Genomic DNA, 26,520 nt, shown 5'->3' with positions numbered 1-26,520 from the left:
AGTCTGAAAGGAGGGCTTACAGGTCTTCGGCGGAGAGGATCATCTCGGTCAGACCCTTGCCTCCCTGCACCATCGGATAGACGTTCTCGGTCGGATCCACCTGGAAGTCGAGGAACACCAGTTCATCCTTGTGGGTGGTGAAGGCCTCGCGCAGCGCGCCCTCCACGTCGGCCGGCTTGTCCACGCGGATGCCGACGTGGCCGTAGGCGCGCGCCAGCGCGGCGAAGTCCGGCAGCGAATCCATGTAGGACTCGGAGTAGCGCCCGCCGTGGAACAGTTCCTGCCACTGGCGCACCATGCCCAGGTAGCCGTTGTTGAGCAGGCAGACCTTGATCGGCAGGCGGAACTGGCGGCAGGTGGACAGTTCCTGGATGTTCATCTGGATGGAGCCTTCGCCGGTCACGCAGGCCACCTGGCGGTCCGGGTTGGCCAGCTTGGCGCCCATGGCGTAGGGCAGGCCCACGCCCATGGTGCCCAGGCCGCCGGAGTTCAGCCAGCGGCGCGGCTGGTCGAAGCGGTAGTACTGCGCCGCCCACATCTGGTGCTGGCCCACGTCGGAGGTGACGATGGCCTCGCCGCCGGTGACTTCCCAGAGCTTCTGGATGACGAACTGCGGCTTGATGATGTCGTCGGAATTCTTGAACACCATGCACTCGCGCGCGCGCCACGCTTCCACCTGCTTCCACCACGCGGCCAGCGCCTCGCGGTCGGGGCGCGCCTCGCCGGATTCGATCTGGCGGATCATCTCGTCGAGCACCTCGCGCACGTCGCCGACGATGGGAATGTCCACCCGCACGCGCTTGGAGATCGACGACGGGTCGATGTCGATGTGGATGATCTTGCGCGGCTCTTCGGCGAAATGTTCGGGGCTGCCGATGACGCGGTCGTCGAAGCGCGCGCCCACGGCGAGCAGCACGTCGCTGTACTGCATGGCCATGTTGGCCTCGAAGGTGCCGTGCATGCCGGGCATGCCAAGGTACTGGCGGTCGCTCGCCGGGTAGCCGCCCAGACCCATCAGCGTATTGGTGATCGGACAGCCGAGCAGGCGGGTCAGCCTGGTGAGCGATTCGGCCGCGTCGGCGAGCACCACGCCGCCGCCGGTGTAGATCATCGGGCGCTTGGCTTCCAGCAGCAGTTGCACGGCCTTGCGGATCTGCCCCTGGTGGCCCTTGACCACCGGATTGTACGAGCGCATCGAGATTTCCTTGGGATACTCGAACTCGCAGCGGTGCATGGAGACGTCCTTGGGGATGTCCACCAGCACCGGGCCGGGGCGGCCGGACTTGGCCAGGTAGAAGGCTTTCTTCATCGTGACGGCGATGTCACGCACGTCCTTCACCAGGAAGTTGTGTTTCACGCAGGGGCGGGTGATGCCCACGGTGTCGACTTCCTGGAAGGCGTCCTGGCCGATCGCCGCGGTGGGCACCTGGCCGGAGATGATCACCATCGGGATGGAATCGCAGAACGCGGTGGCGATGCCGGTGACCGCATTGGTGGCGCCGGGGCCGGAGGTGACCAGCGCCACGCCCACCTTCTGCGTGCTGCGCGCGTAGCCGTCGGCAGCGTGTACGGCGGCCTGCTCGTGGCGCACCAGGACGTGGCGGACCTGCTCCTGCTGGAAGAGTGCGTCGTAGATGAACAGGACCGCGCCGCCCGGATAGCCGAAGACGTGCTCGACCTTTTCTTCCTGCAGACACCTGATTACAATTTCCGCTCCAGTCAGCACCATCGCAAGCTCGCTCAGTTTTTCGTCCGAAAACGGCAAACGTTACCGGGCGACCGGCTTTTGGTCAAGGTTGCTACTGCACTGCGGCATGACGCCGAATCCCCCGCTTTCCCAAGGATCGACCGCTGGCCTCGAGGGCAGAACTCTCCGCGTTTCTCGCGTCCGTCGAAAAGCGCGCCTTCAAGCATGCAGCATGGTCGTTGCAGGACGAGGAGGCCGCGCTCGACGCGGTGCAGGACGCCATGATGAAGCTGTCGGCGAACTACGGCGACCGTCCGGCGGCGGAGCTGCCCCTGCTTTTCCAGCGTATCCTGCAGAATGTCATCCGCGACAGCGTCCGCCGCCGCAAGGTGCGCCGCGCCTGGATCACGCTGTTTTCCGGCTTCATGCGCGACGGGGACGACAGCGATCCGCTGGATTCGCTCGACGTCGATCCGGCCGCCGATCTGGCGCTGCCCTCCACGCCGCACGGCGATTACGAGCGTGCGCGCGTGCTGGATGCCATCGAGGAAGAAATCGCGCGCCTGCCGGAACGTCAACGCCAGGCCTTCCTGCTGCGTTACTGGGAAGGATTCGATACCGTGGAAACCGCCGCCGTCATGGGCTGTTCCGAAGGCAGCGTGAAGACGCATTGCTCCAGGGCGGTGCGCGCCCTCTCCACCGCCCTGCTTGCCAAGGGGATCTCCGCATGAGTCCGTACGAGGAAGTCCGCCGGGCCCGCCGGCTGGCGGCATGTCTGACCTGCGCGGCACGGCGCGTGGACGGTGCCGCCGCCGACCGTCTGTGTGCCGCGCGGCAGCGTGCGCTGGCGGCCCAATGCCCCGCGCGCGGCCGTTTCGCCCTGCGCTGGCCGGCCACTTCGGCCACGCCGCTGTGGAAACCGCTGTGCGCGGCGGCGGCCGTGCTGCTGCTCAGCATGGCAGGCGATTACTGGGGAAGCGCCGCGCGCGTCGGAGAACAGCGCGACGTCGATTTCGCCCTGCTCAGCGACGATCTGCCCATCGACGCCTATCTCGACACGGAATTCAAGGCATGGCTGGAACACGCTTCGCGCTCCTGATCCTCATTTTCGCCGCCAGCCTGGGTGCAGCGCTGGCGGCGCCCGGCAGCGCGCCGGCCTGGGGCGAACTGTCCGCGGCGCAGCGCCAAGTGCTGGCCCCGCTGGCCGCCGAGTGGGCGAAGATGGACGGCGCCGATCGCCAGACCTGGGTGGAGATCGCCCAGCGCCACGCCGAACTGACGCCCGAGGAGCAGGACCGCCTCGCCCGGCGCATGCAGGCCTGGGCCCGTCTGAGCCCGGAGGAGCGCACGCGCGCCCGCGACCAGTACCGCGCCCTGCGCAACATGCCGGCGGAACGCCGGGAGCAGTTGAACGAGGAATGGCAGCGCTATCAGAATCTGCCGCCGGAAGAGCGCCGCCGCCGGCGCAATCAAGGAAAGGACGAATGAACGATGCAAGCGCCGCCCGGGAAGGCGCAACCCAAGCCCGCACGGTCGTCGAGCCCGCCGGCCTGCGCCGCCGCCTCGCCGGCATGCTGTACGAATCGCTGCTGCTGATGGGGGTGCTGGCGGTGCTGTTCCTGGTGCCCTGGCTGATCGTCGGCATCGTGTTCGAATGGGCACCGCCCGGCGGGCTGGCCATGGTGCACCTGTTCGCCGCGCTCGGCCTGTATTTCATCTGGTACTGGCGGCGCAACGGGCAGACCCTGGCCATGCAGACCTGGCGGCTGTGCCTGGTCGATGCGCAGACCGGCAAGCCGCCGACGCTGAACCAGTGCCTGCTGCGCTACATGCTGGCCTGGCCCTCGGTGCTGCTGTGCGGCATCGGCCTGCTGTGGGCGCTGGTGGATCGCGACCGCCAGTTCCTCCACGACCGCCTGGCGCGCACCTGCATCGTGCTGCTGCCCGGCAAGGCCGGCATGCCGAAATAGGCCGGCGGAGCCCCGCCGCGCCCGCCGGGGCGCATGGTCGGGCGGCGGCGGGGCGGGCGGGTTACACTTGGGGCCGCTTCCCTCGCATGAACCGCCCCAAGATGAAAACCGAACACGCCCCCACCATTCAACGCACCGATTACGCGCCGCTGGCGTGGACGGTGCGCCGCATCGACCTGCATTTCGCCCTCGATCCCCAGGCCACCGTGGTCACCAGCCGGCTGGCCTGCGCGCGCAACCCGGAGGCCGCGCCCGGTCCGCTCCTGCTCGACGGCGAGGCGCTGGAAACCTTGTCGCTGACCATCGGCGGGCTGGACCCGGCGCCGGGCGCGGTGCGCCGCGGCGAGACGCGCATCGAGATCGACGTGGAGGGCGATGAGGTCGAACTGGAAATCGTCACCCGCATCAATCCGCAGGCCAACACCACGCTCTCCGGCCTGTACCGTTCGCGCGGCGGTTATTTCACCCAGTGCGAGGCCGAGGGCTTCCGCCGCATCACCTGGTTTCCCGACCGTCCGGACGTCATGGCGCGCTTCAGCGTCACGCTGGAGGGCGACAAGGCGGTCTGTCCGGTGCTGCTCTCCAACGGCAATCTGGTGGAGGAGGGCGACCTGCCGGATGGCCGCCACTACGCGCGCTGGGAAGACCCCTTCCCCAAGCCCAGCTATCTGTTCGCCCTGGTGGCCGCCGATCTGGTCGCGCTGGAGCGCCGCGAGCTGACCGCTTCCGGCCGCGAGGTGCTGCTGCAGGTGTGGGTGGAGCGCGGCAACCTGGACCGCTGCGAGCACGCCATGGAGTCGCTGGTGCACGCCATGCGCTGGGACGAGGAAACCTTCGGCCTGGAACTCGACCTGGACCGCTTCATGATCGTCGCGGTGAGCGACTTCAACATGGGTGCGATGGAGAACAAGGGCCTCAACATCTTCAATGCCAAGTACGTGCTGGCCAAGCCGGACACCGCCACCGACGTGGATTACGAGCACATCGAGAGCGTGGTGGCGCACGAGTACTTCCACAACTGGACCGGCAACCGGGTGACTTGCCGCGACTGGTTCCAGCTCACCCTCAAGGAAGGCCTGACCGTCTTCCGCGACCAGCAATTCTCCGCCGACATGCTGGCGCGCGCCGCCGGGGCGGAAGGCGATTCGGCGCGCGCGGTCAAGCGCATCGACGACGTGCGCGTGCTGCGCGCCGCGCAGTTCCCCGAGGATGCCGGGCCGATGGCCCACCCGATCCGCCCGGAGCGCTACCAGGAGATCAACAACTTCTACACCGCCACGGTGTACGAGAAGGGCGCCGAGGTCATCCGCATGCTGCACACCCTGCTGGGGCCGGAAGGCTTCCGCAACGGCATGGATCTGTATTTCAGCTACCACGACGGCCAGGCGGTGACCTGCGACGATTTCGTCGAGGCCATGTCCGAGGCCAACGGCCGCGATCTCGACCAGTTCATGCGCTGGTACGCCCAGGCCGGCACGCCGCGGGTCGCCGCGCGGGGTGGCTGGGACGCCGCCGACGGCAGCTACACGCTCACCCTCACCCAGCACACCCCGCCCACGCCGGGCCAGACGGAGAAGCTGCCACTGGTGATCCCGGTGGCTGTCGGCCTGATCGGCCCGGACGGCGCCGACCTGCCGCTGCAGTTGGAAGGCGAGGCCGCTCCGGGGGCGACCACCCGCGTGCTCGAACTCAACGCGGAAAGCCGGCAATGGCGCTTCGTCGGGCTGTCCGCCGAGCCGGTGCCCTCGCTGCTGCGCGGCTTCTCCGCCCCGGTGATCCTCGAACTGGAAGAGGACGATGCCCGCCTGGCCTTCCGCATGGCCAACGACAGCGACGCCTTCAACCGCTGGGACGCCGCGCAGCGCTACGCCGAACGCGTGCTGCTGGAACTCGGCGCGGCGGCGGCCGAAGGGCGCGCCCTGGGCGTGCCGGTGGCCTTCGTCGAAGCCTTTGCCCGCCTGCTGCGCGACGACCGTCTCGACCCCGCCTTCCGCGCCCAGGCGCTCGCGCTGCCCGGCGAGGGCTATCTGCTCGAGCGCATGCAGCCGGCCGATCCGGCCGCGCTGCGCACGGCGCAGATCTACCTCGGCGCCGAACTCGGCCGGGTGCTGGCGGCGGACTGGCTGGCACTGACCGAGGGCCTGGTGGAGCCGGGCGAGTACCGCTACCACCCGGCCGATGCGGGGCGCCGTGCGCTGATCAATCTGGCGCTGCGCTATCTGTGCGCCGCGCGCGTGCCGGCCGGCACCGGACTGGCCCGCCGACGCTTCGAATCGGCCAGCAACATGACCGACCGCTTCGGCGCGCTCGCCGCGCTGGTGCATGGCGCGCTGCCCGAGGCCGAGGGCGCGCTGGCGGCGTTCTACGAGCGCTACCGCGACGACGCGCTGGTGCTCGACAAGTGGTTCGCCCTGCAGGCCGGTGCCTGGCGGCGCGATGCCGGCGCCACGCCGGTGCTGGAACGCGTGCGCGCGCTGCTCGGCGACCCGGGGTTCAGCCTGTCCAATCCCAACAAGGTGTATGCGCTGCTGGGCAGCTTCTTCCGTGCCAACCCGGGCGAGTTCCATCTGGCCGACGGCAGCGGCTACGCGTTCTGGGCGGATCAGGTGATCGCGCTGGACGCGGCCAACCCGCAGGTGGCCGCGCGCATGGCGCGCGCGCTGGAGAACTGGCGGCGCTTCACGCCGGTGCTGCGCGAGGCGGTACGCCCGCAACTGGAGCGCGTGCGCGCGGCCGAAGGGCTGTCGCCGGACGTCGGCGAGATCGTCGCGAAGGCGCTGGAGGCCTGAAAAATGCGCACATGGATGGGGGGAAACGCCCCCCATCCATGTGGCTGCCCGCGTTTCAGCGCAGGCCGACGATCATGCTCAGCAGCAATGCAAGCACCACCATCAGTGCCGCCCAGGCGATCACGCCCGCGCCGAGCACGAAACTGCCCAGCAGGCGTGACTTGCCGTCGTCCTGGATGCCGAACAGCGGCTTGACGCCGTGGTAGATCAGCGCCGCGCTCGCCACCCAGGCCAGCGCGACGACCATGCCGACCACCCAGGCGGAAGGAATGAACAGCGCCAGCGCGGCCAGCCACAGCGGCGTGGGCGCGATGGCCGCCAGCATGAAGGCGTCGTGGTAGTCCGGCTTCACGTCCACCACTTCGCCCATCTGCTGGATGATCGAACCCATCAGCGGCACCATCGCCAGTTGCGCGAGATAGAAGGTGAGCGCCACGGCCAGCATTTCCAGCGCGCCGATCTGCGGCACCAGGGCGGGGAACACCGCGCCCGGGGTCACCGCGATCGCGTAGATGAACATCGCCGCGGGAATCAGCGACATCGGCATCACGTACAGCAGGAACATCTTCCGCACCGAGGGATGGATGCGGATCAGCTCCGGCCAGCCTTCGGTGTAGGAAACCATCATCCGGGGTAGATCGTGGAGCGTCATGATTCGTCTCCTCGTCGGTCGTGGCTCCCTGATCCGTTCTTGTCGATGGCAGGATGCGCCGCGCCTGCCCGGGACACTGTCCGGGGACAATGCCGCCGTCGAGAGAAGGCGGCGCATCCATGCGCAGGGTAGACAGGCGAATCCCGCGAAGGTGCCGCCGGATGCTCAGGTGGTGATGTCGCCGGCGATGTAATTCGACAGGTGATCGATGGTGCGGCGCTGCTGGTCGATCACCGACTTGACCACGTCGCCGATGGAGATCACCCCGACGATACGTCCGTCCTCGATGACCGGCAGATGACGGAAGTGCCCCTCGGACATGATGTTCATGACCTCGTCGATGGTCTGCTCGGGGCCGACCACGGTGGGCGTGGGCGTCATCAGCTCGCGCACCTGCACCTCGGTGGAGCGCAATCCCTTCAGCACCACCTTGCGGGCGTAGTCGCGCTCGGTGAAGATGCCCACCAGCCGGTCGCTCTCGGTGACCAGCACGCCGCCGATGTTGTGCTCGGCCATCAGCGCGAGCGCCTCGTAGGCGGTGACCCCTGGGGCCACGCAATAGGTCGTGCTGCCCTTGGATTCCAGAACCTGCCGCACGGATACGGTCATGGTGTGCACCTCCTTCTCTCGTCGTGGGGGGATTCACCTCTGTAGGTGATCGGTGGGACGACGATAGGTTCTTACGAACCCGGCAGCGGTGCAAGCCTGCGGGGATGCAGGATTACCCGTATGCGGGGCCCGCGCGGTTCAGATTTCCAGGTTGTCGATCAGCCGCGTGGCGCCCAGGCGGGCGGCGGCGAGCACCACCAGCGGGGCCTCGTCCGTACCCGGAGGCAGCAGGTCGGCACGGCGGCGGATGCTGATGTAGTCGGGCTGCCAGCCGTGCGCGGCCAGTTCGGCCACGGCCTGGGTTTCCAGCGCGGCGAAATCGCGTTCGCCGGCGCGCAGCGCTTCGCGGATGCGGGTGAGCTGGCGATGCAGGCGCGGAGCCTCGGCGCGCTCGGCGGCGGACAGATAGCCGTTGCGCGAGGACAGCGCCAGGCCGTCGTCGGCGCGCGTGGTCTCGCCGGCGACGATCTCCACCGGCAGGGCGAACTCGCGTGCCATGTTGCGGATCACCATGAGCTGCTGGTAATCCTTCTTGCCGAACAGCGCCACATCGGCGCCGGTGATGTTGAGCAGCTTCAGCACCACCGTCGCCACGCCGCGGAAATGGCCGGGGCGGGCGGCGCCGTCGAGCATGTCCACGTGTGCCGGGTTGGGCTCCACGTGGTAGGTCTGCGGCGTGGGATACATCTCCTTTTCGTCCGGGGCGAACAGGTGGTCCACGCCGGCGGCTTCCAGCTTGGCGCAGTCTTCCTGGAAGGTGCGCGGGTACTTGTCGAAGTCCTCGGTGGGGCCGAACTGCAGGCGATTGACGAAGATGCTGGCGACCACGCTGTCGCCGTGGGCGCGCGCCTGGCGCATCAGGCCGATGTGGCCGGCGTGCAGGTTGCCCATGGTGGGCACGAAGGCGATGCGCCCGGCGCCGGCGAGCGCAGTGCGCAGGCTGGCGGTGGTGTGATGGATACGCATGGTGGAGCGAGGTGCTTGCGGATCAGTAGCCGTGTTCGGGGGCCGGGAAGGAGCCGTCCTTGACCGCGGCGACGTAGCGTGCCACGGCGTCTTCGATGCGGGCCGCGCCTTCCATGAAGTTCTTGACGAAGCGCGCGGTCTTGCCGGGGTAGATGCCCAGCATGTCGTGCAGCACCAGCACCTGGCCGTCGCAGCCGGGGCCGGCGCCGATGCCGATGGTGGCCATGGTGCGCAGCGCGGCGGTGATCTCGGTGGCCAGCGCGCTGGGTACCATCTCCATCACCATCAGCGCCGCGCCGGCCTGTTCGAGCGCCAGCGCGTCGGCCTTCAGGCGCGCCGAGCCTTCCTCGCCACGGCCCTGCACGCGGTAGCCGCCGAGCTGGTGCACGGATTGCGGGGTGAGGCCGATGTGGGCACAGACCGGCACGCCGCGCTCGACGAGGAAATGCACGGTCTCGGCCATGAAGGCGCCGCCTTCCAGCTTGACCATCTGCGCGCCGGCGGCCATCAGGCGGGCCGCGCTGCGCATGGCCTGCGCGGGGTTCTCGTGGTAGCTGCCGAACGGCAGGTCGGCGATGATGAACGGTCGGGTGCAGCCGCGCGCCACCGCCTCGGTGTGATAGACCATCTGCTCGAGGGTGACCGGCAGCGTGGATTTCTGCCCTTGCAGCACGTTGCCGAGGGAATCGCCGATCAGGACGGCATCCACGCCGGCGCGTTCCTCCAGCGCGGCGAAGCTGGCGTCGTAGCCGGTGAGCATGGCGATCTTGCGGCCTTCGGCGCGCATCTTGGCCAGTTCGAACAGGGTGATCGGCTTGGTGTCCTGGAGGTAGCTCATGGGCGCGCTCCCTTGGGGGGCAAAAGCAAAGGACGGGAGTTTTCCCCATCCTGGTGCATTGCACAAGCGTGTTTACGCCAAAAAATGTCAGATCCCGGCCAAACCGGGTTTGCCGGACGGGTGGGGCGGAGGGGGAGCGCCGTCAGCCGGCGTAGGCGAAGAACTCGCGGTAGCTGCGCATGTGGCGCAGGCGGTCGAGCAGCAGCTCGAAGTCGTCGTCGTGGTCCACCGGGTTGAGCACCTCGGCATCCACGATGAACAGCGGCGCGGCGTCGTACTGGTAGAAGAAGCGCGCGAAGCGTTCGGCGACGCGCTGCACGTAGTGTTCGGTGATGTGGCGTTCCGCGTCCATGCCGCGGCGGCGGATGCGTTCCATCAGCGTGTCCGGGCGGGCCTGCAGGTAGATCACCAGGTCCGGGCGCGGCAGCGTGGGCGGCATCATGTTGTCGAACACGCGCTGGTACAGCGCCAGTTCGTCGGCGGGCAGGTTGAGCGCAGCGAACAGCGGATCCTTCTGCAGGATGAAGTCGGAGACGATGCGGCGGTTCGGATTGCCGGCGGCGAATTCGGCGAGCTGGTCGATGCGCTGGAACAGAAAGGAAATCTGCGTGGGCAGCGCCCAGCGCTCCATGTTCTGGTAGAAGCGCCCCAGGAAGGGGTTGGCCGCGGGTTGTTCGAACAGCACATCGTCGGCGGGCAGGCGCTCGGCCAGCCGGCGGGCCAGCGAACTCTTGCCCGCGCCGATGGGGCCTTCGACGACGATGTAGCGAGCCTTGTCGAGCATGGATTCTAGCTGCGGAAAATGAAATAGACCGCGCCAAGCATACACAAGGCGGCCCAAAGATAGTCAAGCTTGATGGGCTGTTTCATGTACAGGAGGACGAAGGGGACGAACACCAGCAGGGTGATGACCTCCTGCATGATCTTCAGTTGCGGCAGGGTGAGCGCGGTGGCGCCGATGCGGTTGGCCGGCACCTGCAGCAGGTATTCGAAGAAGGCGATGCCCCAGCTGATCAGCGCGGCGTAGAACCACGGGCGGCCCTGCAGGCCCTTCAGGTGGCCGTACCAGGCGAAGGTCATGAACACGTTGGACAGCGTGAGCAGCACCACCGCCTGGGTCCAGGCGGGCGCGGCGTGGACGGCGGCAAGCGGGGTCTGTAACCAGGCGGGCATGAGGGACGCTCCTCGCGGGAACGGCGGAAACGGGGGTCAGAGGCGGACGATGGCCTGGTCGGCCACGCCGGGCAGCAGATCGATGGCCGGGCCGTGGCCGGGAATGCGCACCTGCGGGGCGATCTCGGTCAGCGGCCGCAGCACGAAGGCGCGCCGGTGCATGCGCGGGTGCGGCACCTGCAGCTGCGGCAGGTCGAGAACCTCCTCGCCATACAGCAACAGATCCAGATCCAGCGTGCGCGGCGCCTGCGGATAGTCGCGCCTGCGGCCGGCGGCGCGTTCGGTGTCGAGCAGCGCGGCGAGCAGGGCCGTGGCGGGCAGGGCGGTATCGAGGGCGATCACCGCGTTCAGGTAGTCCGGCTGTCCGCTGACGTCCACGGGCGCGCTGCGGTACAGCGCGGAACAGGCGGCGACGCGGGTGGCGGGCAGCGCGTCGAGCGCCGCACAGGCCTGTTCCAGCGCGGCGGCCGGATCGCCGAGGTTGGCGCCGAAGGCCACGTAGGCACGCACCGGGGCGGCGCCCGGAGCCGGACGGGTCATGATGCGTCGGAGGTCTCGGCGGATGCGCCGGCGGGCTTGCGCCGGCGCCGGCGGCGTTTCTTGGCCGGCGCATCGTCGCTTGCGGGCGCGGCGCGCAGCAGGGCGTCGCGCTCGTCATGGCCGGCATGGGCGAAGCGGTCCCACCAGTCCGGCAGCTCCATCGGAATCTCGCCGGATTGCGCGCGCAGGCGCAGGAAATCCCAGCCGGCACGGTAACGAGGCTGCTCGATGAGACGGTAGGGCATCTTGCCGGTGCGCCGTTCGAAACGCGGCTGCAGCGCCCAGATGTCCTTGATGTCGCCGACGATGCGGCGGGTGATTGCCAGCTTGCCGGCCTGCGCGTCGAGCACCTCATCCATCGCGGAGAACAGCGCGGGCTGGGCGTGTTCACCGGCGGCCTTGCGGTTCTCCCACGCGGCCAGCACCTCGTGCCAGAGCAGGGTGGCGAACAGGAAGCCGGGGGAGACCGATTTGTCGGCGCGCACGCGCTGGTCGGTGTTTTCCAGCGACAGCCAGACGAAGCGCTCGCCCAGCGGCTGCTCCAGGATCACGTCGAGCAGCGGCAGCAGGCCGTGGTGCAGGCCTTCCTCGCGCAACTGCTTCAGGCAGCGCACCGCGTAGCCGGAGAACAGCAGCTTGAGCATCTCGTCGAACAGGCGCGCCGCCGGCACGTTCTCCAGCAGCACCGCCATCTCGCGGATCGGCTTGCGCGCCTCGGGGTCGATGGCCAGGCCCAGCTTGGCGCCCAGGCGCACCGCGCGCAGCATGCGCACCGGGTCTTCGCGGTAGCGCGTGCGCGGGTCGCCGATCATGCGCAGGGTCTTCTGCTGTAGGTCGGCCACCCCGTGGTGGTAATCGACGATGGTTTCGCGCTCGGGGTCGTAGTACAGCGCGTTGACGGTGAAATCGCGCCGCGTGGCGTCCTCGGCCATGCTGCCGTACACGTTGTCGCGCAGCACGCGGCCGTGTTCGTCGGTTTCCGCGCTTTCGGCATCCTGGCTGGCGCGGAAGGTGGAGACCTCGATGGTTTCCGGGCCGTTCAGCACATGCACGATCTTGAAGCGCCGGCCGATGATGCGCGAGCGGCGGAACAGCGCACGCACTTCCTCGGGCGTGGCGCTGGTGGCCACGTCGTAATCCTTGGGCGGGTGGCCGATCAGCAGGTCGCGCACCGCGCCGCCTACCACGTAGGCCTTGTGGCCGTTTTCCTGCAGCACCTTGCAGGTCTTGCGGGCGGCGGGGGAAACCTGCTCGCGGCGGATGCCGTGGCGCTCCAGGGGAATCAGCGCGGGTTCGGCGGCGGGGGAGGGTGCGGCGCGGTGAAACACCTTGCGCAGCAGTTTGCGGATCATTGGCGGGACGATTGGGTGTGCGACATAAGCGCGCAATCATAACTCATGCGCTTGTCCGGCAGAGATGGTGCGTGTGCGGTGGTGGGTTCAGCGCTGCGCCTCGAAGGCGGCGAGCAGCGCGTCGACGAAGGCGCGGATGCGCGCGGGCTGGTTGCGCCGCGCGGGATAGACCGCGTACAGGTCGGCGGCGGGCAGCGTCCATTCCGGCAGCACGCGCTGCAGGCGGCCGCTTTCCAGGTATCTGGCCAGATCCCATTCGGAGCGGATCAGGATGCCGTGGCCGTCCAGCGCCCAGCCCAGCACCACGTCGCCGTCGTTGCTGGACAGCGCGCCGCGTACCTTCACGGTCTGCGTCTCGCGCCCGCGTGCCAGCCGCCAGGTGCCCCAGGTTTCCTCGTTCTGGCGGTGCAGGATGCAGGCGTGGGCGGAGAGTCCGGCCGGTTCGCACGGGGTGCCGTGCGCGCGCAGATAGGCGGGCGAGGCGCACAGGAAGCGCTGGTTGGACATCAGCTTGCGTGCCGTCAGCCGGCTGTCGGGCAGTTCACCGAAGCGGATGCCCAGGTCGAAGCCGCTGGCGATCAGGTCCAGCGGCGCGTCGGTGAGCTGGAGCCGCACTTCCATCTCGGGATGGCGGCGGGCGAAGGCGGAGACGATGGGGGCGATGGTGGTGCGCCCGAAGCCCAGCGTGGCGTTGACGCGCAGCAGACCCTTGGGGGCCGCCGCGCGGTTGCCCACGGCGCGCTCCATTTCCTCGATGTCGGCGAGGATGCGCTGGGCGTGCTCCAGGTAGAGTTCGCCCTCGTCGGTCAGACTCACCCGGCGCGTGCTGCGGTTGAGCAGGCGCACGCCCAGGCGCTGTTCCAGCTGCGCCAGGCGCTTGCTGACCGCCGGCGGGGTCAGGTTGAGTTCGCGCGCAGTGGCGGAGAAGGAGCCCTTGTCGGCCAGCAGGGCGAAGAAGGCCAGTTCGGAAGAGGTGTTCACTATTAACTTTTTCGACTGAATGATTTGAATTTCTGTAGATTCTACTGATCCAGGAATTCAATAGGATGCCGCCATCCACCCCGCGCGGCTTCCGCCGGCGGGGCACAACCGAAGGAGAGCCGCGCAATGAAGATCGTCGACATCCGCGAAGTCGCCAAGCCGATCAAGTCGAACATCCGCAACGCCTACATCGACTTCAGCAAGATGACGCTGAGCCTGGTGGCGGTGGTCACCGACGTGATCCGCGACGGCAAGCCGGTGATTGGCTACGGCTTCAACTCCAACGGGCGCTACGGCCAGGGCAGCCTGATCCGCGAGCGTTTCCGCCCGCGTCTGCTGGAAGCCGCGCCGGAATCCCTGGTCAACGACGCCGGCGACAACCTCGATCCGCACAGGATCTGGGCGACCATGATGACCAACGAGAAACCCGGCGGCCACGGCGAGCGTTCGGTGGCGGTGGGCACCATCGACATGGCGGTGTGGGACGCGGTGGCCAAGATCGCCGGCAAGCCGCTGTACCAGCTGCTGGCCGAGCAGTACGGCAACGGCACGCCCGGGCGCCGCGTCTTCGTCTATGCCGCCGGCGGCTACTACCATCCGGGCCAGGACCTGGAAGCGCTGAAGAACGAGATGCGCGGCTATCTGGAGCGCGGCTACAAGGTGGTGAAGAAGAAGATCGGCGGTGCCCCGCTCGCCGAAGACCTGCGCCGCATCGAGGCCATCCTGTCCATCCTGCCCGCCGGCTGCAAGCTGGCGGTGGACGCCAACGGCCGCTTCGATCTGCCGACCGCCATCCAGTACGCCAAGGCGCTGTCGCAGTACGACCTGTTCTGGTACGAGGAAGCCGGCGACCCGCTGGACTACGCGCTGCAGGCCGAACTGGCCAATCACTACGCGGGCCCGATGGCCACCGGCGAGAACCTGTTCTCCATGCAGGACGCGCGCAACCTGATCCGCTACGGCGGCATGCGCGCGGACCGCGACTGGTTGCAGTTCGACTGCGCGCTGTCCTATGGCCTGGTCGAGTACCTGCGCACGCTGGAGATGCTGAAGGACAACGGCTGGTCGCCCGCCCGCTGCATCCCCCACGGCGGCCACCAGATGTCGCTCAACATCGCCGCCGGCCTGGGCCTGGGCGGCAACGAGTCCTACCCCGACCTGTTCCAGCCCTACGGCGGCTTTCCGGACGGCGTGAAGGTGGTGGACAGCTACATCGAGATGCCCGAACTGCCCGGCATCGGCTTCGAAGGCAAGGCCGACCTCATCGCCGAGATGCGTGCGCTGGCGAGTTGAGCTCTCAGCCGGCCGCCCATTGCAGCAGCCACAGCGCGGCCATGCCGGCGGCCAGCGTGGCCATCACCGAGCGCGTGGCCAGCGCCACGCCGATGGCGGCCAGCCCGGCCCACAGGCGCAGGTTGTCGCCGGCCAGGTACAGCGTGCCGTCGCGCACCAGCAGTTCCGGGGCGATCAGGGCGGCCAGCACGGCTGCCGGCACGTAGCCGAGCACCGCGCGCAGGCCGTCGCCGCGCGGCAGCCAGCGCTCGCCCGCGATGAAGGACAGGCGGATCAGGAAGGTGGCCAGGCCGGCGCCGGCCAGCGTGGCGAACAGGGCCAGGTCGCTCATCGCGCGCCCTCCGCGGCCAGGCGCGGGCGGTCCAGTCCGCGTGCGGCCAGCCCGGCGGCGATGCCGGCCGCCGCCGCCAGCAGGATCCACAGCTTGTGCGGCAGCGGCTGGGCGACGATCGCCACGGCGCCGGCCACCAGCGCGGCCACCAGTTCGCTGCGCCGATGCACCGCGAGCACCAGCAGGGCGATGAAGGTCAGGGCGATGGAGAAATCCAGCGACCAGCCCGCCGGAATCGCCGCGCCCACCAGCACGCCGCCGATGGTGGCGAGCTGCCAGCCCAGCCACAGCGTGAATCCGATGCCGAACAGGAACCAGTGGCGCTGCGGCCCCGGCGGGCCGTCGCGGAAGCGCGCCAGCGCGGCGGCGTAGGCCTCGTCGGTGAGCAGATAGGCCAGCAGCAGCTTCCAGCGCCACGGCAGGCCGCGCAGCCAGTCGGCCACGCTGGCGCTGTACAGCGCGTGGCGCAGATTGACCACGGCCACCGTGGTGCAGATCACCGTGGGTGGGGTGAGCGCCCCCCAGAGCTGGGCGAACACCACTTGCGAGGCGCCGCCGAACACCACCGAGGACATCGCGATCACCGCCCAGGCCGGCAGGCCGGCAGCCAGGCCGAGCACGCCGAACATCAGCCCGAAGGGCATCACGCCGAGCAGCAGGGGGAGTTCGGCGCGCACGCCGCCGAGGAATTCCTCGGCGGCGCCGGGGCTGGATGGGGAAGGCGGTGCTGCGTTCATGCGGTGGACTTCGCCATGCAAAAGCCGGATTATCGCCCAGGCCGGTTGAGCGTTGCGGACATCCGCAATTGCATGCAGATGGCCTTCGGCCGAAGAATCCCGAGCTGCGGGCCCGCCATGGCGGGCTTGCGCGTTTCTTGTATTCGCATGGAGCGTTCGAGATGAACGGTTTGCGGAATGTGTGGTGGATTCTAGTCGCCGTGTCGGCGGCCGTCCTGCCCGCCCAGGCGGTGGCGCAGGCGCGTGAGATCGTCGTCGGGCAGGTGGCGCCGTTCTCCGGTTCGCAGGCCGTCACCGGGCGTGCCATCCATGCCGGGGCGCGGCTCTACATCGATCATGTCAACGCCCAGGGCGGTGTCGGCGGCGCGAAGATCCGTCTGGTCACCCGCGACGACGCGCAGCAGGCAACGCGCACGGTGAGCCTGGCGCGCGAACTGATCGAGCGCGAATCGCCGGTGGCGCTGCTCGGCACGGTGGGCACCACCAACGTCGAGGCGCTGATCGCCGACGGCATCCTGCAGCGCAGTGGCGTGCCGCTGGTGGGCGCGGTGTCCGGGGCGTCGAGCGCCATCGCCGGCAGCAACGTGTTCGTCATCAAGGCGAGCTACCACGAGGAAATCAACCGGCTGTTCACCAACCTGGCGGCGCTCGGCATCAAGCGCGTCGGGCTGGTGTATCAGGACGACGCCCTGGGCCAGGACGTCATCACCGGAGCCGAGACGGCCGCCGTGCGCCACGGCATCGACCTGATCGCGCGCACCGGCTATCCGCGCAACACCGTGGAAGTCGAATCCAGCGTGGCCGCCATGCTGGAGGCCGCGCCGCAGGTGGTGTTCCTGGGCGCGACCACGGCCGCCGCCATCGAGTTCGTCCGCCAGTACCGTGTCGGCGGGGGTGATGCCACGCTGTACGGCATGTCGATCATCGATACCCGCCAGCTGCTCGACAAGCTCGGGCCCGAGGGCGCGCGCGGCTTTGCCTTCTCGGTGGTGCTGCCGCTGGAAACCCAGCGCACCATCGCGGTGAACCTGGAGTACCTGCGCCTGCGCGAGCGTAGCGACGACCCCGATTTGTCCGGGCGCTCCATCGAGGGTTTCATCGCCGCCAAGGCGCTGGTGCATGCGCTGCGCAATGCCTCCGGCACCCCGGCGCCGGCCTCGGTGGTGCGCAGCCTGCGCACCATGCGGCAGGTGGATCTGGGCGGTTATCAGATCGACTTCGCCCAGCCCGGGCGCGCCGGATCGCGCTACGTGGATTTCGCCATGCTGGGCGACGGCGGGCGGGTCGTGCACTGAGCCACGGGCTCAGCCCGCGCTGCGGCCGAGCACGGCGACGAGCAGCAGGGCGAGGGGCACGAAGGCGATGAACAGGCGCAGCACCCAGCGGATGAACGGGTGCGCCTGGCGTTCTTCGAGGAAGGCGCGCGCGACCACCGTGCCCTTCAGCCAGACCACCAGGGCCACCGCTGCCGGCAGCCAGCCGGCCTCGTGGAAGGCGGCGCCCAGCAGGGCGCCCAGCGCACTCAGGCCGACCAGCGCGCACCAGGCCCATGCCAGGTTCGGCTGCGGGCGACGGGGCAGGGCAGCGTTCTTGTCCATGATTCAGGCCATCACGTAGAGCAGGGGAAAGATCGCCAGCCAGACGATGTCGGTGGCGTGCCAGTAGCTCGCCAGCGCTTCCAGGCCGTCGTGGCGCTCTGGCGTGTACGCGCCTGCCAGGTGGCGCCCCAGCGCCCACAGCATGCCCAGGATGCCCCAGAAGGCATGCACCAGATGGGTGAGCGTGAGGTAGTAATACACGGTGAAGAAGATGCCTGCGCCGCCGGTCACGCCGTGTTCCAGGTTCCAGCCGAATTCCAGGTACTTGACCAGCGGATAGCCCAGCGCGGCGAGCAGCCCGGCGCCCAGCCAGAGAATCGAGCGCCGGCGCCGGCCGGCGCGCAGGCTGACCACCGCGCAGGCGATGAACAGGCTGCTGGTGATCATCAGCAGGGTGATCGCCCCGCCGGCAAGTGAGGAGAGGCGTGCGCCGCCTGCGGCGAAGGCTTCCGGGTAGTGCGCGCGGGCGATGAAGTACACGCTGAACAACAGCGCGAATTCGACGAACTCGCAGGTGATGCCCACCCAGATGCCATGGTTGCCGGGAATCCGCCGGTCGGCGGCGGGGGGTGGGGGCATTGCGATGGCAAGGCCGCTCATGTCGGCTCCAGACCGTGTTGAAGAGGATGCACATCGTGCCGCGAACAGGGACGCCCGCGTAGGGACAGAAGATGCACCGTCCGGCCCGCACAGTCTTGCCGCACGCCGGCCGTGCCGCCTTGTCATGCCTCAAAAACAGCGGGGCAGGGGCTTTGCTAGACTGGCGGCCTTTCACCGAACCGCCGCGTTTTCCTCATGACGCTCTACCAGCACATCGCCGAGCAGACCGGTCAGTTGATCGCCAGCGGCGTGCTGCGCGCGGGTGACCGCCTGCCCTCGGTGCGCCACGTGTGCCGCAGCCAGGGGGTGAGCGCGGTGACGGTGATGCAGGCCTACTATCTGCTGGAAAGCCGCGGCCTGATCGAAGCGCGTCCGCGCTCGGGCTACTTCGTGCGCGCACGCATCGGGCGCGGACTGGCCGAGCCGCGCATGCCCAGCCCGGCCGGGGAGTCGGCGCCGCTGCAAGTCAGCGACTTCATCTTCCAGATCCTGGAGAGCGTGAAGGACCGCAGCGTGGTGCCGCTGGGCTCCAGCTTTCCGGCGCCGCAGCTGTTCCCCTTCACCCGCCTGGGGCGCAGCCTGGCCGGCGCCGCGCGGCGCCTCGATCCGCTCGCCACGATCACCGATCTGCCACCGGGCAATGCCGCGCTGCGCCGTCACATCGCGCGGCGCTACCACGCGCGCGGCGCGCTGGTGCCGCCGGAAGAGATCGTCATCACTTCAGGCGCCATGGAAGGGCTGAACCTGTGCCTGCAGGCGGTGACCCGCCCGGGCGACGTGGTGGCGGTGGAGTCGCCGACCTTCTACGCCGGCCTGCAGGCCAGCGAGCGCCTGGGGCTGCAGGTCATCGAGATCCCCTCGCACCCGCGCGAGGGCGTCAGCGTGGAGGCGCTGGAGCGCGCGCTGGAGCGCCATCCGGTGAAGGCCTGCCTGTTCATGCTCAACTTCGCCAACCCCACCGGCGCGCTGGTGCCGATGGCGCGTCGCGAGGCGCTGGTGGCGCTGCTGCGCCGCCATCAGGTGCCGCTGATCGAGGACGACGTGTACGCCGAACTGTATTTCGGCGCCGAGCCGCCGCCGTGCACCCGCGCACTGGAGGCCGACGGGCTGGTGATGCACGTGTCGTCGTTCTCCAAATGCCTGGCGCCGGGTTTTCGCGTGGGCTGGGTGGCCGGCGGGCGCTTCGCCCGGCGCATCGTACGGCAGAAGCTGACCACCAGCCTGGCCACCATGGTGGCCGCACAGGACGCGCTGGCCGACTACCTCGGCCACGGCGGCTACGACCACCATCTGCGCCGCCTGCGCCAGGCCTTGGCGCGCGGCGAGGCCGAACTGGTGCAGGCGGTGGAACGCCATTTCCCCCCCGGTACCCGGCTGGCGCGCCCGGCCGGCGGCTATTTCCTGTGGCTGGAACTGCCGCCCGGCGTGGATGCGCTGGCCCTGCACCAGGATGCGCTGGCGCACGGCATCAGCCTCGCGCCGGGGCCGATCTTCTCCGCGCAGCGCGAGTTCGGCCATTGCATCCGGCTGAACTTCGGCCATCCGCTGGCACAGGGCCCGGATGAAGCGGTGGCCGCCCTGGCGGAACTGGTGGCGCGGCAATCCGGCCGCCGATAGGACCTGTTCACGGCATCCCCGGCGGGCCGGGCGGACATGCCGCATCTGCTGTCGCCCAATCTGTTCATATGGAAAATCGCCAACACTGAATCTGCTGCCATTGCCGGGCGGGTGGTGTACTTCGCCGTGTCCGATCAAATTGAATGGTCGCGCCCGTGCGGCGCGCCGGCGAAGGAGCAGAGCGTGGCAAGCGCATCGAGCAAGGTTCATGAGGCCCGTGTCGAGCTGTACCGCAGCAAGGGCAAGATCCACCACCGCGCGGTGGCGGGGCGTTTCAACACCTTGCGCTGGACAGTGGTGTGGATCACCCAACTGATCTTCTATGGCGCCTGCTGGCTGAACTGGGAACGCAACGGTGAGATCCAGCAGGCGGTGTGGTTCGACATCGCGCAGCGCAAGTTCCACTTCTTCGGGCTTTCGCTGTGGCCGCAGGATGCGCTGCTGCTGGCCTTCGCGCTGATCGTCGCGGCGGCCGGGCTGTTCCTGGTGACCGCGCTGGCCGGCCGGCTGTTCTGCGGCTTCGCCTGTCCGCAGACGGTCTACACCAGCATCTTTGCCTGGGTGGAGGCCAGGGTGGAGGGCGACCATCTGGCCCGCCGCCGGCTCGACGCGGCGCCCTGGACGCCGCGCAAGGCGCTGCTGCGCACCACCAAGCACGGGCTGTGGGCGCTGATCGCGCTGTGGTCGGCGATCACCTACGTGGGCTATTTCACCCCGGTGCGCGAGTTGCTGCCCAACTTGGCAGTCGGCCTGGTGGGTCCTTGGGAAGGCTTCTGGCTGCTGTTCTACGCCGGTTTCATGTACGTGCAGGCCGGCCTCGCGCGCGAGGCGGTATGCCAGCACATGTGCCCGTATTCGCGCTTCCAGGGCGTGATGGTGGATGAGCGCACGCGCAACGTGTCCTACGATGCCGGGCGCGGGGAGCCGCGCCGCGCGGGGGCGAGAAACGGCGCCTGCGTGGATTGCGGCATCTGCGTGCAGGCCTGTCCGGTGGGCATCGACATTCGCGACGGACTGCAGTATCCGTGCATCAACTGCGGGCTGTGCATCGATGCCTGCGATACGGTGATGGACAAGCTGGGCGCGCCGCATGGGCTGGTGCGCTTCGCCTCCGCGCTGGAACTGGGCGGCGCGCGCGGCGCGGCGGGTTCGGCGCCCGCCGGCATGGGCGCAGGCCGTCCGCGCGTGTGGATCTACGCCGCGCTGATGGCCGGTTTCATCGCCGCCGGCCTGTGGGTGCTGGCGGAACGTCCGACCCTGCGCGTCGATGTGCTGCGCGACCGCGGCACGCTGCTGCTGGAAACCCAGGACGGGCGCATCGAGAACGGCTATACGCTGCACCTGGCCAATCTGGTGGAGGCGCCGGTCCGTCTGCGCGTCGAGGTGGCGGGCCTGCCCGGCGCGCAGATCGTCGGAGAGCGGGTGTTCGACGCGGGCGCGGGCACCATCACGCCGATGCGGGTGACGGTGTCGATGCCGGCCGGCGTGGAACTGCGCGGCGTGCAGCCGCTGACCTTCCTGGTCGGCGGCGAACAGGGCGGTGCGCGCGTGGCCGCACGCAGCACTTTCATCCTGCCTTGAACGCTTTCCCGGCCTGGGACTCTACACTCCGATCGTAGTCAGGTCGTGGAGAGGAAAATGACCGATGCACGGGATGCCGGGCCGGCCATGCCGGTCTGGCAGGCGCCGGACGGTTCGCCGATCGCCTGTGTCGAAAAGCTGCGCGTGCTCGCGCAGAACCATCAGGAACTGCATCAGGTGGCGCTCGACGCGCTGGAGGATGCCCTGTTGATGGGCTGCTGCGAGCAGCAGGTGCGCGCCGCGCTGCACGCCTTGATCGATGCGCTGGAGCCGCGCTTCGGCGGCTCCTTGCCACAGCGCTAGAAAACTCCGCTCAGAACGCGCCGCGCAGCGAGATCACCGGCCAGCCGGACCGTTCGGCGTGGGCGCGCAGAGTGGCGTCCGGGTCCACCGCCACCGGGTGATCCACGCGCGCGAGCAGCGGCAGGTCGTTGAGCGAATCGCTGTAGAACCAGCTTTGCGCGAAGCTGCCGAAGTGCAGCCCCATGCTTTCCAGCCAGGCTTCCACGCGTTCGATCTTGCCTTCGCGGAACGCCGGCGTGCCGCGCGCCTTGCCGGTGAACGCGCCGCCTTCTTCGACGGCCGGCACGGTGGCGATCAGGTGGGCGATGCCGAATTCCCGCGCGATGGGGCCGGTGACGAAAGCGTTGGTGGCGGTCACCACGGCCACCAGGTCGTTGCGCGCCAGGTGGTGGCGGACGCGTTCGCGCGCGGCCTCGCCGATCATCGGGCGCACCGAGGTTTCCATGAACTCGCGGTGCCAGTCGTCGAGCTGCGCGCGCGGATGGCGGGCGAGCGGGGCGAGCTGGAAGTCGAGGAATTCGACGATGTCCAGCGTGCCGGCCTTGTAGTGCTCGTAGAAGGCGATGTTCTTCGCCTCCTGCGTTTCACGGTCCAGCACGCCCTTGGTGATGAGGAATTGCGCCCAGGCGAAGTCCGAATCGCCGTTGAGCAGGGTGTTGTCGAGATCGAAGAGAGCCAGGTCCACGGGGTGTTTCCGTTCAGTTCAAGGAGGGGAGGAGGAGCGCCGCGCGCTCAGATCCGCAGGCCGCCGTGCATCAGTTCGCGCAGCAGCGGCAGGGTGATCGGGCGTTTGCGCTCCAGCGAGGCCTGATCGAGCGCATCGAGCGTGGCGAGCAGGCTGGGCAGGTCGCGCCGGCCGTGGCGCAGCAGGAAGTCCACCACGTCGTCGCCGATGCGCAGTCCGCGCCGCTGCGCCTGGCCGGCGAGAATGGCGGCGCGCGATGCGTCGTCGAGGGCCTGCACCTGGTAGATCAGGCATTGGCCGACGCGCGTGCGCAGATCCTCGCGCAGCGCCAGTTCGCGCGGCGCGGCGGGGCCGGCCAGCAGCAGGGTCTGGCGGCGTTCGCGGGCGCGGTTGAAACGATTGAACAGTTCGATCTGCGCGGCTTCGTCGAGCCGTTCGATGTCGTCCACGGCGATCAGCGCAGCGGTTTCGTCCGCAGCGCCGGAGACGCCATCCGCCAGATAGTGCGCGGGACGGCCGGCGGCCAGCGCCTCGGCCACGCAGGCGCGCAGCAGGTGGCTGCGCCCGCAGCCGGGCGCTCCCCACAGGTAGAGGTGCGATTCGCCGCGGATGGTGGCGTCCAGCGCGGCCAGCAGCGCGGCGTTGGCGCCGGCGACGAAATTGTCCAGCGTGGGCGGCACGTCGGGCCGCACGTCGAGCACCAACTGCTTCACTGGTGATCCTTGCCGTCCAGCTCGCCCCGGTAGATGCGGCTGGCCAGCCAGGCCGCCTTCAGTTCGCGCAGGGCCACCAGCAGCGCCGCGCTCACCGGCAGGGCGACCAGCATGCCGACGAAGCCGAACAGCTGGCCGAAGGCCATCAGCGCGAAGATCACCGCGAGCGGGTGCAGGCCGATGCGCTCGCCGACGATGTAGGGGGTGAGCAGGTAGCTCTCGATGAGCTGGCCCAGGCCATACACCACCGCTACGCCGATCAGCGGCGACCAGCCGTCGCCCTGGAGCAAGGCGGCCAGGATGGCGAGCACCAGCCCGCCGCCGAAGCCGACGTAGGGGATGAAGCTCATCAGCCCGGTGATGACGCCCACCGGCAGAGCGAAATTGAGCCCCGCCAGCCACAGCCCGACGCTGTAGAACACCGCCAGCAGCAGCATCACGGAAAGCTGGCCGCGCAGGAATTCGGAGAGCACGGAATCGATCGAGCGCGCGATGCGCATGCCGGGGGCCAGCCAGGGGCGCGGCACGATGTCGCGCAGCCCGTTCATCAGGCGCGGCCATTCCTGCAGCAGATAGAACATCACGATGGGAATCAGGAACAGATTGACCAGCAGGGAGATCAGCGCCATGCCGCCGCTGCGCGCGTGCGCCAGCAGGATGGGGATGAGGTTCTGCGCGCCTGCGCTGTGCTGGTTGATCAGTTCGCGCACGAAGGCGGCATCGAGCTGGATGTGCAGATCGAAACGCCGCGCCAGCCACGGCGCCACGCTGGTGTTGAAGTGGTCGAGCAGGTCGGGCAGGCGGGTGATCAGCGTGGCGGTTTCGCTGTAGATCATCGGCGCCAGGATGCCGGCCAGCATCAGCACCAGCAGGCCGATGCCGAGGATGACCAGCAGCACCGCGAGCGGGCGCGGCACGCGATGGCCGACCAGCCAGTTCACCGCCGGATCGCAGATGTAGGCCAGCACCGCTGCGATGGCGAAGGGCGCCAGGATGGGCGAGAGCATGTAGAACAGGGCCAGCAGGGCCAGGCCCACGCCGGTCCACAGCAGTGTTTGGCGGAAGTCGGACGCGCGTGTAGGGGTCATTTCGATTAAAATCGCGGGCTTGGCGCGGGCCGCCCGGCTTCGCGCAATCCGTAAATGTAGCCATTCGGCGTGACGCCCTCAAGTTCGCGGGCATGCGCGCGGATGGCAGCGACTTCGACCCAGCCCGTCAGAGGACCGATCTTGACCGCCTCCAAACCCCCTCTTTCCTATCGCGACGCCGGCGTGGACATCGATGCCGGCGACGCCCTGGTGGACCGCATCAAGCCGCTCGCCAGGCGCACCATGCGCCCCGAGGTGCTCGGCGGCATCGGCGGCTTCGGCGCGCTGTTCGAACTGACCGGCAAGTACCGCGAGCCGGTGCTGGTGTCCGGCACCGATGGCGTGGGCACCAAGCTCAAGCTCGCCTTCCAGCTCGACAAGCACGACACGGTGGGCCAGGACCTGGTGGCGATGAGCGTCAACGACATCCTGGTGCAGGGCGCCGAGCCGCTGTTCTTCCTCGACTACTTCGCCTGCGGCAAGCTCGACGTCGATACCGCCGCCGACGTGGTCAAGGGCATCGCCCGGGGCTGCGAACTGGCCGGCTGCGCGCTGATCGGCGGCGAGACCGCCGAGATGCCCAGCATGTATCCGGACGGCGAGTACGACCTGGCCGGCTTCGCTGTCGGCGCGGTGGAAAAGGCTGAGATCATCGACGGCTCGCGCATCGCGCCGGGCGACGTGGTGCTCGGCCTGGCTTCCAGCGGCGCGCACTCCAACGGCTATTCGCTGGTGCGCAAGATCATCGAACGCGCCCGGCCCGATCTGGACGCCGACTTCCACGGCCGCCCATTCCGCGATGTGGTGCTCGAACCCACGCGCATCTACGTGAAGCCGCTGCTCGCCCTGCTGCGCGAGCAGCCTGGCGTGGTCAAGGGCATGGCCCACATCACCGGCGGCGGCATCACCGAGAACGTGCCGCGCGTGCTGGCCGACGGGCTCACCGCGCGCATCGACGCCTCCGCCTGGACGCTGCCGCCGCTGTTCCAGTGGCTGCAGGAAAACGGCAACGTGGATACGCAGGAAATGTACCGCGTGTTCAATTGCGGCATCGGCATGGTGGTGATCGTCGCCGAGGCCGATGCCGACGCCGCGCAGGCCAGTCTGGCCGCCGCCGGTGAAACGGTGTTCCGCATCGGCCGCATCGATGCGCGCGCCGACGGCGAGGCTGCCACCATCGTGCGTTGAGCGCAGGCGGGTCCGTCCCGCGTGTAACTTTCTGCAACTTGTACGGCGGATGCCGGTCTGCCCAGAGCGTCGTTTCCCGAAACCCGATGCCCGCCGGCCACGGCGGGGCGCACTTCCCAGGATAGGAGCCCGGATCGCGCATGTCCGCTAACAGAAAGCTGGTGGTGGTGCTCAGCGTGCTCGGCCTGGCCGCGCTGGGCGCCGGAGCCTGGCATCTCAATCGTGCGCCTGCGCCGCCGGCGCCCACCAACGGGGGTGACGCCGGGGCCACGGAAGTGGCGGTGGAAATCGCCAGCGCGCGCAGTGTGACGATGTCCGAGGAGGCCACGGCGGTCGGCACCCTGCGTTCCAACGAATCGGTGGTGCTGAGCCCGGAGGTTTCCGGGCGCATCAGCGCGATCCGCTTCCAGGAAGGCGGCGCGGTGAAGCGCGGCGCGGTGCTGGTGGAACTGGACGCCGCCGTGGAGCGCGCCGAACTGCAGCAGGCGCGCGCCAGCCTGGATCTGGCCGAATCCAACTACCGCCGCACCGAGGATCTGTTCGAGCGCCGCTTCGTCAGCCAGAGCGCGCGCGACGAGGCCGCCAGCCGGCTGGAGGTGGCGCGTGCGGCGGTGGAGCTGGCCCACGCGCGGCTGCGCCGCATGACGCTTTCCGCCCCGTTCGACGGCGTGGTCGGCATCCGCCAGGTGAGCGTGGGCGGTTTCGTCAAGGACGGCGATGCGCTGGTCAATCTGGAAGACATCTCCGTGCTCAAGGTGGATTTCCGCCTGCCGGAAACCCTGCTGCCCCGCCTGCGCCCCGGTCAGGCACTGGAAGTGTCGAGCGATTCGCTGCCCGGCGAGCGCTTCAGCGCGCGCGTCGATGCCATCGACCCGCTGGTCGATGCGCAGGGCCGCGCGGTGCTGATCCGCGCCAGCCTGGCCAATCCGGAAGGCCGCCTGCGCCCCGGCATGTTCGCGCGCGTGCGGCTGATCCTGGCCGAGCGCCCGCGGGTCGTCGTGGTGCCGGAGGAGGCGCTGGTGCCGCTGCCGGGCGACGTGCAGTTCGTCTACCGGGTGGAGGACGGCGTGGCCCGGCGGGTGGACGTGCGTACCGGCATGCGCCGGGAGGCCCTGGTGGAGGTGGTCGACGGCCTTGCCGAAGGCGATCCGGTGGTCACCGCGGGCCACCTCAGGCTGCGCGACGGCGCGCGCGTGCGCGTGGTCGCCGCCGGCGGCGCGGACTGAGGG

Annotated in this window: 29 protein-coding genes; 12 read left to right on the top strand and 17 right to left on the bottom strand. The window is 69.0% G+C overall.

Going from position 1 to position 26,520, the window contains the following annotated elements; genetic code table 11:
• Positions 1–16 precede the first annotated feature (16 nt).
• Complete coding sequence (locus E6C76_RS20670) at positions 17–1,729, bottom strand: acetolactate synthase 3 catalytic subunit (RefSeq protein ID WP_136350156.1); 1,713 nt, start codon at positions 1,727–1,729, stop codon at positions 17–19.
• A gap of 95 nt (positions 1,730–1,824) precedes the next feature.
• Here E6C76_RS20670 and E6C76_RS20665 point away from each other — a divergent pair, with 95 nt between their 5' ends.
• The 5 genes from E6C76_RS20665 to pepN all read left to right on the top strand — a co-directional run bounded on the left by E6C76_RS20665 (position 1,825) and on the right by pepN (position 6,446).
• Positions 1,825–2,418 carry an RNA polymerase sigma factor gene (locus tag E6C76_RS20665; RefSeq protein ID WP_230976354.1) on the top strand — a complete coding sequence of 198 codons (594 nt, stop codon included), beginning with the start codon at positions 1,825–1,827 and terminating at the stop codon, positions 2,416–2,418.
• The gene (locus tag E6C76_RS20660) at positions 2,415–2,786 is read left to right on the top strand and encodes a DUF3619 family protein (RefSeq protein WP_136350154.1); all 372 of its coding nucleotides are present in this window, start codon (positions 2,415–2,417) and stop codon (positions 2,784–2,786) included. The genes E6C76_RS20665 and E6C76_RS20660 overlap by 4 nt, the downstream gene beginning before the upstream one ends.
• Complete coding sequence (locus E6C76_RS20655) at positions 2,759–3,175, top strand: DUF3106 domain-containing protein (protein WP_136350153.1); 417 nt, start codon at positions 2,759–2,761, stop codon at positions 3,173–3,175. The genes E6C76_RS20660 and E6C76_RS20655 overlap by 28 nt, the downstream gene beginning before the upstream one ends.
• A complete protein-coding gene (locus E6C76_RS20650) occupies positions 3,172–3,657 on the top strand; it encodes an RDD family protein (protein WP_136350152.1) in 486 nt (161 codons plus the stop codon). Before E6C76_RS20655 ends, E6C76_RS20650 begins: the two co-directional genes overlap by 4 nt.
• A gap of 101 nt (positions 3,658–3,758) precedes the next feature.
• The gene (pepN, locus tag E6C76_RS20645; RefSeq protein ID WP_136350151.1) at positions 3,759–6,446 is read left to right on the top strand and encodes an aminopeptidase N; all 2,688 of its coding nucleotides are present in this window, start codon (positions 3,759–3,761) and stop codon (positions 6,444–6,446) included.
• Between the two features lie 55 nt (positions 6,447–6,501).
• On the opposite strand, the gene E6C76_RS20640 is transcribed toward pepN, so the two are convergent.
• The 9 genes from E6C76_RS20640 to E6C76_RS20600 all read right to left on the bottom strand — a co-directional run bounded on the left by E6C76_RS20640 (position 6,502) and on the right by E6C76_RS20600 (position 13,557).
• On the bottom strand, positions 6,502–7,098 hold the full coding sequence (locus E6C76_RS20640; RefSeq protein ID WP_136350150.1) for a Yip1 family protein: 597 nt from the start codon (positions 7,096–7,098) through the stop codon (positions 6,502–6,504).
• A gap of 165 nt (positions 7,099–7,263) precedes the next feature.
• A complete protein-coding gene (locus tag E6C76_RS20635; RefSeq protein WP_136350149.1) occupies positions 7,264–7,707 on the bottom strand; it encodes a CBS domain-containing protein in 444 nt (147 codons plus the stop codon).
• A 138-nt stretch (positions 7,708–7,845) separates the two neighbouring features.
• Entirely contained in the window at positions 7,846–8,673 is an 828-nt protein-coding gene (panC, locus tag E6C76_RS20630) for a pantoate--beta-alanine ligase (RefSeq protein WP_136350148.1), read from the bottom strand.
• A gap of 22 nt (positions 8,674–8,695) precedes the next feature.
• Positions 8,696–9,511 carry a 3-methyl-2-oxobutanoate hydroxymethyltransferase gene (panB, locus tag E6C76_RS20625; protein WP_136350147.1) on the bottom strand — a complete coding sequence of 272 codons (816 nt, stop codon included), beginning with the start codon at positions 9,509–9,511 and terminating at the stop codon, positions 8,696–8,698.
• A 142-nt stretch (positions 9,512–9,653) separates the two neighbouring features.
• Positions 9,654–10,295 (bottom strand): deoxynucleoside kinase, encoded by a 642-nt coding sequence (locus E6C76_RS20620; protein WP_136350146.1) that lies wholly within the window; start codon positions 10,293–10,295, stop codon positions 9,654–9,656.
• Between the two features lie 5 nt (positions 10,296–10,300).
• Positions 10,301–10,684, bottom strand: a complete 384-nt coding sequence (locus E6C76_RS20615) for a DMT family protein (protein WP_136350145.1) — start codon at positions 10,682–10,684, stop codon at positions 10,301–10,303.
• Between the two features lie 36 nt (positions 10,685–10,720).
• A complete protein-coding gene (gene folK / locus E6C76_RS20610) occupies positions 10,721–11,224 on the bottom strand; it encodes a 2-amino-4-hydroxy-6-hydroxymethyldihydropteridine diphosphokinase (protein ID WP_136350144.1) in 504 nt (167 codons plus the stop codon).
• Positions 11,221–12,576 carry a polynucleotide adenylyltransferase PcnB gene (gene pcnB / locus E6C76_RS20605; RefSeq protein ID WP_136350143.1) on the bottom strand — a complete coding sequence of 452 codons (1,356 nt, stop codon included), beginning with the start codon at positions 12,574–12,576 and terminating at the stop codon, positions 11,221–11,223. Before pcnB ends, folK begins: the two co-directional genes overlap by 4 nt.
• 87 nt (positions 12,577–12,663) lie before the next feature.
• Entirely contained in the window at positions 12,664–13,557 is an 894-nt protein-coding gene (locus tag E6C76_RS20600; protein ID WP_331000040.1) for a LysR substrate-binding domain-containing protein, read from the bottom strand.
• 126 nt (positions 13,558–13,683) lie between these two features.
• Between E6C76_RS20600 and E6C76_RS20595 the strand changes: the two genes are divergently transcribed.
• Positions 13,684–14,850, top strand: coding sequence for a mandelate racemase/muconate lactonizing enzyme family protein (locus E6C76_RS20595; protein ID WP_136350141.1), 1,167 nt, complete (start codon positions 13,684–13,686; stop codon positions 14,848–14,850).
• Between the two features lie 4 nt (positions 14,851–14,854).
• Here the strand turns inward: E6C76_RS20595 and E6C76_RS20590 are convergent, their stop codons facing one another.
• Positions 14,855–15,181: an AzlD domain-containing protein gene (locus tag E6C76_RS20590; protein WP_136350140.1), complete on the bottom strand. Its 327-nt coding sequence runs from the start codon at positions 15,179–15,181 to the stop codon at positions 14,855–14,857.
• Entirely contained in the window at positions 15,178–15,918 is a 741-nt protein-coding gene (locus E6C76_RS20585; RefSeq protein WP_136350139.1) for an AzlC family ABC transporter permease, read from the bottom strand. The genes E6C76_RS20590 and E6C76_RS20585 overlap by 4 nt, the downstream gene beginning before the upstream one ends.
• A gap of 161 nt (positions 15,919–16,079) precedes the next feature.
• Here E6C76_RS20585 and E6C76_RS20580 point away from each other — a divergent pair, with 161 nt between their 5' ends.
• Positions 16,080–17,213: an ABC transporter substrate-binding protein gene (locus E6C76_RS20580; protein WP_136350138.1), complete on the top strand. Its 1,134-nt coding sequence runs from the start codon at positions 16,080–16,082 to the stop codon at positions 17,211–17,213.
• A 9-nt stretch (positions 17,214–17,222) separates the two neighbouring features.
• Here E6C76_RS20580 and E6C76_RS20575 read toward each other — a convergent pair whose 3' ends face one another.
• Both E6C76_RS20575 and E6C76_RS20570 read right to left on the bottom strand, forming a co-directional pair.
• On the bottom strand, positions 17,223–17,516 hold the full coding sequence (locus E6C76_RS20575; protein WP_136350137.1) for a hypothetical protein: 294 nt from the start codon (positions 17,514–17,516) through the stop codon (positions 17,223–17,225).
• Between the two features lie 3 nt (positions 17,517–17,519).
• Positions 17,520–18,116: a cytochrome c oxidase subunit 3 family protein gene (locus tag E6C76_RS20570; RefSeq protein ID WP_136350136.1), complete on the bottom strand. Its 597-nt coding sequence runs from the start codon at positions 18,114–18,116 to the stop codon at positions 17,520–17,522.
• Positions 18,117–18,311: 195 nt separating this feature from the next.
• On the opposite strand from E6C76_RS20570, the gene E6C76_RS20565 reads away from it, so the two are divergent.
• From E6C76_RS20565 to E6C76_RS20555, 3 genes are all read left to right on the top strand, one after another.
• Positions 18,312–19,733 carry an aminotransferase-like domain-containing protein gene (locus tag E6C76_RS20565; RefSeq protein WP_136350135.1) on the top strand — a complete coding sequence of 474 codons (1,422 nt, stop codon included), beginning with the start codon at positions 18,312–18,314 and terminating at the stop codon, positions 19,731–19,733.
• Between the two features lie 183 nt (positions 19,734–19,916).
• Positions 19,917–21,314: a cytochrome c oxidase accessory protein CcoG gene (ccoG, locus tag E6C76_RS20560; RefSeq protein WP_136350134.1), complete on the top strand. Its 1,398-nt coding sequence runs from the start codon at positions 19,917–19,919 to the stop codon at positions 21,312–21,314.
• A 57-nt stretch (positions 21,315–21,371) separates the two neighbouring features.
• Positions 21,372–21,617 (top strand): hypothetical protein, encoded by a 246-nt coding sequence (locus E6C76_RS20555; RefSeq protein WP_136350133.1) that lies wholly within the window; start codon positions 21,372–21,374, stop codon positions 21,615–21,617.
• A 10-nt stretch (positions 21,618–21,627) separates the two neighbouring features.
• Here the strand turns inward: E6C76_RS20555 and E6C76_RS20550 are convergent, their stop codons facing one another.
• From E6C76_RS20550 to E6C76_RS20540, 3 genes are read right to left on the bottom strand one after another with little or no spacing between them, the layout of a single operon-like run.
• Entirely contained in the window at positions 21,628–22,302 is a 675-nt protein-coding gene (locus E6C76_RS20550; protein WP_136350132.1) for a histidinol-phosphatase, read from the bottom strand.
• A gap of 47 nt (positions 22,303–22,349) precedes the next feature.
• A complete protein-coding gene (gene hda / locus E6C76_RS20545; RefSeq protein WP_136350131.1) occupies positions 22,350–23,015 on the bottom strand; it encodes a DnaA regulatory inactivator Hda in 666 nt (221 codons plus the stop codon).
• Positions 23,012–24,103, bottom strand: coding sequence for an AI-2E family transporter (locus E6C76_RS20540; RefSeq protein ID WP_136350130.1), 1,092 nt, complete (start codon positions 24,101–24,103; stop codon positions 23,012–23,014). Before E6C76_RS20540 ends, hda begins: the two co-directional genes overlap by 4 nt.
• A 141-nt stretch (positions 24,104–24,244) precedes the next feature.
• On the opposite strand from E6C76_RS20540, the gene purM reads away from it, so the two are divergent.
• Positions 24,245–25,291 carry a phosphoribosylformylglycinamidine cyclo-ligase gene (gene purM, locus E6C76_RS20535; protein WP_230976351.1) on the top strand — a complete coding sequence of 349 codons (1,047 nt, stop codon included), beginning with the start codon at positions 24,245–24,247 and terminating at the stop codon, positions 25,289–25,291.
• A 140-nt stretch (positions 25,292–25,431) separates the two neighbouring features.
• The gene (locus E6C76_RS20530; protein WP_136350128.1) at positions 25,432–26,517 is read left to right on the top strand and encodes an efflux RND transporter periplasmic adaptor subunit; all 1,086 of its coding nucleotides are present in this window, start codon (positions 25,432–25,434) and stop codon (positions 26,515–26,517) included.
• The last annotated feature ends 3 nt before the right edge of the window (positions 26,518–26,520 follow it).

The organism is Pseudothauera nasutitermitis (assembly GCF_004801295.1).
GTDB classification, from domain to species: Bacteria; Pseudomonadota; Gammaproteobacteria; order Burkholderiales; family Rhodocyclaceae; genus Pseudothauera; species Pseudothauera nasutitermitis.
The sequence above is the reverse complement of the archived record's forward strand: the minus strand, read 5'-3'. Positions and strand labels throughout refer to the sequence as shown.

Excerpts from the sequence above, each read along its gene's own strand:
- E6C76_RS20590 (WP_136350140.1), bottom strand. The coding sequence starts at position 15,181 with ATGAGCGACCTGGCCCTGTTCGCCACGCTGGCCGGCGCCGGCCTGGCC.
- E6C76_RS20670 (WP_136350156.1), bottom strand. The coding sequence starts at position 1,729 with ATGGTGCTGACTGGAGCGGAAATTGTAATCAGGTGTCTGCAGGAAGAA.
- folK (WP_136350144.1), bottom strand. The coding sequence starts at position 11,224 with ATGACCCGTCCGGCTCCGGGCGCCGCCCCGGTGCGTGCCTACGTGGCC.
- E6C76_RS20580 (WP_136350138.1), top strand. The coding sequence starts at position 16,080 with ATGAACGGTTTGCGGAATGTGTGGTGGATTCTAGTCGCCGTGTCGGCG.
- pcnB (WP_136350143.1), bottom strand. The coding sequence starts at position 12,576 with ATGATCCGCAAACTGCTGCGCAAGGTGTTTCACCGCGCCGCACCCTCC.
- E6C76_RS20620 (WP_136350146.1), bottom strand. The coding sequence starts at position 10,295 with ATGCTCGACAAGGCTCGCTACATCGTCGTCGAAGGCCCCATCGGCGCG.
- E6C76_RS20570 (WP_136350136.1), bottom strand. The coding sequence starts at position 18,116 with ATGAGCGGCCTTGCCATCGCAATGCCCCCACCCCCCGCCGCCGACCGG.
- pepN (WP_136350151.1), top strand. The coding sequence starts at position 3,759 with ATGAAAACCGAACACGCCCCCACCATTCAACGCACCGATTACGCGCCG.
- E6C76_RS20660 (WP_136350154.1), top strand. The coding sequence starts at position 2,415 with ATGAGTCCGTACGAGGAAGTCCGCCGGGCCCGCCGGCTGGCGGCATGT.
- E6C76_RS20540 (WP_136350130.1), bottom strand. The coding sequence starts at position 24,103 with ATGACCCCTACACGCGCGTCCGACTTCCGCCAAACACTGCTGTGGACC.
- E6C76_RS20565 (WP_136350135.1), top strand. The coding sequence starts at position 18,312 with ATGACGCTCTACCAGCACATCGCCGAGCAGACCGGTCAGTTGATCGCC.
- panB (WP_136350147.1), bottom strand. The coding sequence starts at position 9,511 with ATGAGCTACCTCCAGGACACCAAGCCGATCACCCTGTTCGAACTGGCC.
- E6C76_RS20585 (WP_136350139.1), bottom strand. The coding sequence starts at position 15,918 with ATGAACGCAGCACCGCCTTCCCCATCCAGCCCCGGCGCCGCCGAGGAA.
- E6C76_RS20640 (WP_136350150.1), bottom strand. The coding sequence starts at position 7,098 with ATGACGCTCCACGATCTACCCCGGATGATGGTTTCCTACACCGAAGGC.
- E6C76_RS20575 (WP_136350137.1), bottom strand. The coding sequence starts at position 17,516 with ATGGACAAGAACGCTGCCCTGCCCCGTCGCCCGCAGCCGAACCTGGCA.
- E6C76_RS20555 (WP_136350133.1), top strand. The coding sequence starts at position 21,372 with ATGACCGATGCACGGGATGCCGGGCCGGCCATGCCGGTCTGGCAGGCG.
- E6C76_RS20650 (WP_136350152.1), top strand. The coding sequence starts at position 3,172 with ATGAACGATGCAAGCGCCGCCCGGGAAGGCGCAACCCAAGCCCGCACG.
- E6C76_RS20635 (WP_136350149.1), bottom strand. The coding sequence starts at position 7,707 with ATGACCGTATCCGTGCGGCAGGTTCTGGAATCCAAGGGCAGCACGACC.
- E6C76_RS20595 (WP_136350141.1), top strand. The coding sequence starts at position 13,684 with ATGAAGATCGTCGACATCCGCGAAGTCGCCAAGCCGATCAAGTCGAAC.
- E6C76_RS20530 (WP_136350128.1), top strand. The coding sequence starts at position 25,432 with ATGTCCGCTAACAGAAAGCTGGTGGTGGTGCTCAGCGTGCTCGGCCTG.
- E6C76_RS20615 (WP_136350145.1), bottom strand. The coding sequence starts at position 10,684 with ATGCCCGCCTGGTTACAGACCCCGCTTGCCGCCGTCCACGCCGCGCCC.
- panC (WP_136350148.1), bottom strand. The coding sequence starts at position 8,673 with ATGCGTATCCATCACACCACCGCCAGCCTGCGCACTGCGCTCGCCGGC.
- E6C76_RS20655 (WP_136350153.1), top strand. The coding sequence starts at position 2,759 with ATGGCTGGAACACGCTTCGCGCTCCTGATCCTCATTTTCGCCGCCAGC.